At 70.6% G+C, this 3,179-nt stretch carries 3 protein-coding genes; all 3 read left to right on the top strand.

The annotated features are described in order from the left end of the window. Nucleotides 1–282 precede the first annotated feature (282 nt). On the top strand, nt 283–1,461 hold the full coding sequence (locus tag ACYVE9_RS20455) for a L,D-transpeptidase (RefSeq protein WP_461029343.1): 1,179 nt from the start codon (nt 283–285) through the stop codon (nt 1,459–1,461). Nucleotides 1,462–1,536: 75 nt separating this feature from the next. Continuing rightward, the gene (locus ACYVE9_RS20450; protein ID WP_461029341.1) at nt 1,537–2,304 is read left to right on the top strand and encodes an enoyl-CoA hydratase/isomerase family protein; all 768 of its coding nucleotides are present in this window, start codon (nt 1,537–1,539) and stop codon (nt 2,302–2,304) included. 346 nt (nt 2,305–2,650) lie between these two features. Then, entirely contained in the window at nt 2,651–3,091 is a 441-nt protein-coding gene (locus ACYVE9_RS20445; RefSeq protein WP_461029342.1) for an ATP-binding protein, read from the top strand. Nucleotides 3,092–3,179 lie beyond the last annotated feature (88 nt).

Raw genomic sequence — 3,179 nt, 5'->3', positions numbered from 1 at the left:
GGGGAGGGGCCGTGGGCGGGCGCCCGGAGCGAGTGGGGGCTCTGGGCCTTCGCGGGGCGGGAGGGACGGGCGGCGGTGGTCGCGCGGCGCGGGCTGCTCGATCTGGGACTGAACAGTGACGTTTCCGAGAAGTTCACCGGTACGGCCGTGTGGTTGTCTGACGATCCAGGACGCGCGGGGGCGCGGTGGGGGCGCCGACATCGGGGTGCGGCCCATGCGAAGGGGAGAAGGACAATCGTGAAGGTGCGGGCTGTACGGGACAGGCGCGGCGGCCTGATAGCCATGGTGGTGGGACTGACTCTGCTGGTCACGGCCTGTGGGGGCAGTGAGGGCGGCGGCACCGCCGAGGAGAAGCAGAAGCCGGGCGCGGCGAGCGGCCAGAAGGCGGGGGCCTCGGAGGCGACGGTACGGATCTCCCCGAAGGACGGTGCCGAGAACGTCGCCACCTCCGGCGCGCTGGAGATCGTCGCCGAGAAGGGCAAGCTGACCTCGGTGGAGGTCAAGGACTCCGAGGGCAACGAGGTCGCCGGGGACATCGTCGACGACGGCGCCGCGTGGCAGCCCGAGCGGCAGCTCGCCACCGCGACGAAGTACACCGTGGACGCCGTGGCCGAGGACGGTGAGGGCCGGGAGTCGGCCAAGAACTCGACGTTCACCACGCTCGTCGCGGCTGACACCTTCATCGGCTACTTCACGCCGGAGGACGGCTCGAAGGTCGGCGTCGGCATGCCCGTCTCGATCAACTTCAACCGGGCCATCGCCGACCGGGAGGCCGTCGCGCACGGCATCGAGGTCACCGCGAAGCCGAAGGTGGAGATCAAGGGGCACTGGTTCGGCGACCGACGGCTCGACTTCCGTCCGGAGGACTACTGGAAGCCCGGTACGAAGGTCACGCTCAGCCTGAAGCTGAACGGCGTCGAGTCGGCCGAGGGCGTCTACGGCACCCAGACCAAGGACGTCTCCTTCACCATCGGGCGGTCCATGGTGAGCGTGGTCGACGCGAAGAAGAAGACGATGGTCGTCAAGCGGAACGGCAGGACGGTCAAGACGCTGCCGATCACCGCGGGCGCGCCGGAGACCACCACCTGGAACGGCAAGATGGTCATCAGCGAGAAGCACAAGGTGACGCGGATGAACGGCGACACCGTGGGCTTCGGAGGCGAGTACGACATCGAGGACGTGCCGCACGCGATGCGGCTCAGCAACTCGGGCACGTTCGTGCACGGCAACTACTGGGCGGGCAAGGCGACGTTCGGTTCGACCAACGTCAGCCACGGCTGCGTCGGGCTCTTCGACCAGCGCGGCGGCAACGACAAGAGCACACCGGCCGCGTGGTTCTTCGACAACTCGATGATCGGCGACGTGGTCGAGGTGCGGAACTCGCAGGACAAGACGATCGCTCCGGACAACGGCCTCAACGGCTGGAACATGGACTGGAGCGAGTGGGGCGCGAAGGGCTGACCGGCGGGCGGGGGAGCGCGGGGTCACAGCGGCCGGCAGGGGACACGCCCGGTTAACGGGCGTTACCCTGCCGCCATGACTGTGACTCTTGAGGTTGCCGACGGTGTCGGGACCATCCGGCTCGACCGCCCGCCGATGAACGCGCTGGACATCGCCACCCAGGACCGGCTGCGAGAGCTGGCGGCGGAGGCGACCCGCCGGGACGACGTGCGCGCCGTGGTGATCTACGGCGGCGAGAAGGTGTTCGCGGCCGGCGCGGACATCAAGGAGATGCGGGAGATGGACCACGCGGCGATGGTCGCCCGGTCCCGCGACCTCCAGGACGCCTTCACAGCGATCGCCCGCATCCCCAAGCCCGTGGTGGCGGCCGTCACCGGCTACGCCCTGGGCGGGGGCTGCGAACTGGCGCTGTGCGCCGACATCCGCATCGCCGGGGACAACGCGAAGCTCGGCCAGCCGGAGATCCTGCTCGGCCTCATCCCCGGTGCGGGCGGCACCCAGCGGCTGTCCCGGCTCGTCGGGCCGTCCAGGGCCAAGGACCTCATCTTCACCGGACGCCAGGTCAGGGCCGACGAGGCACTGGCCATGGGGTTGGTGGACCGGGTGGTGCCGGCCGCGGAGGTCTACGAGCAGGCGCACGCCTGGGCAGCCAAGCTGGCCGCCGGGCCCGCCATCGCGCTGCGTGCGGCCAAGGAGTCCGTCGACTTCGGTCTGGAGGCGGACATCGACACCGGCCTCGCGATCGAACGCACCTGGTTCGCGGGCCTGTTCGCCACCGAGGACCGGGAGACCGGCATGCGCAGCTTCGTCGAGGACGGCCCCGGCAAGGCCGTCTTCCGCTGAACCCGGCCGCACCGGCGGGCGCGGGTCCGCCCGCCGGTGCGGACCCACCCGTGCCTGCCCGTGACGGGCTGCAACCGCCTTGCCGCCGAGCGGTGTTGCGGCAGGCTCATGGGCGCCTTAAGTAAGCCTTAAGAGTGAAAAGTGTGGCGACCTGTGGTGATCAGTCACGTACTGCTTGTCATCGCAGGTCGCGCCCGTCGCCGGGCTCGTGACTGCTTTCGGCATATGCGGAGGCGGCGACGGCCGGTCGTCCCCGGCGGGGGGAGAATCCCCCAGTCCGGCCACGCGGCGCGGCAACTGCGGTCATGATGGGGGCATGGCGGGTCCGGGAGAAACGGCACAGCGGATGCCGGCGCTCGAGGGTGCTCCAGCAGATGGCGCGCTCGAGCTGGTCGGCGATCCGACGGTGGACGAGGTCCGACTTCCCAACCGTCCCGAGTCGGCGGCCACGGCGCGCAGGATCACGGAGAGTGTGCTGCACGGCCAGTGGCGGCTGCCGGAGCAACTCGTCGAGCACGGCGTGCTGCTGGTGTCCGAGCTGGTCGGCAACGCGGTCCGGCACACCGGGGCGCACACCTTCGGCTTACGGATGTTCCGCCGTCAGGGCTGGATCCGGGTCGAGGTGCGCGATCCGTCACGCGGCCTGCCGTGCCTGCTGCCGGTACAGGACATGGACACCAGCGGTCGGGGCCTGTGGCTGGTGGAGAAGCTGTCGGACCGCTGGGGTGTCGACCTGCTGCCCCGCGGCAAGACGACCTGGTTCGAGATGCGCGTCACCGACCACTGACGCCCCGCCGCCCGCCGTCCCCCGCCGCCGCAGACGTCCGCGGGCCTCCGTCCCCGGCCCCGCTCGACGCCGGTCCTCTCGACCCCCG

It is taken from the genome of Streptomyces sparsus (assembly GCF_054776295.1).
Note: the sequence above shows the minus strand (reverse complement) of the source record. Positions and strands in the feature narration are given on the sequence as shown.

Coding starts and splice junctions, on each gene's coding strand:
- ACYVE9_RS20455 (WP_461029343.1), top strand. CDS start 283: ATGGTGGTGGGACTGACTCTGCTGGTCACGGCCTGTGGGGGCAGTGAG.
- ACYVE9_RS20450 (WP_461029341.1), top strand. CDS start 1,537: ATGACTGTGACTCTTGAGGTTGCCGACGGTGTCGGGACCATCCGGCTC.
- ACYVE9_RS20445 (WP_461029342.1), top strand. CDS start 2,651: ATGCCGGCGCTCGAGGGTGCTCCAGCAGATGGCGCGCTCGAGCTGGTC.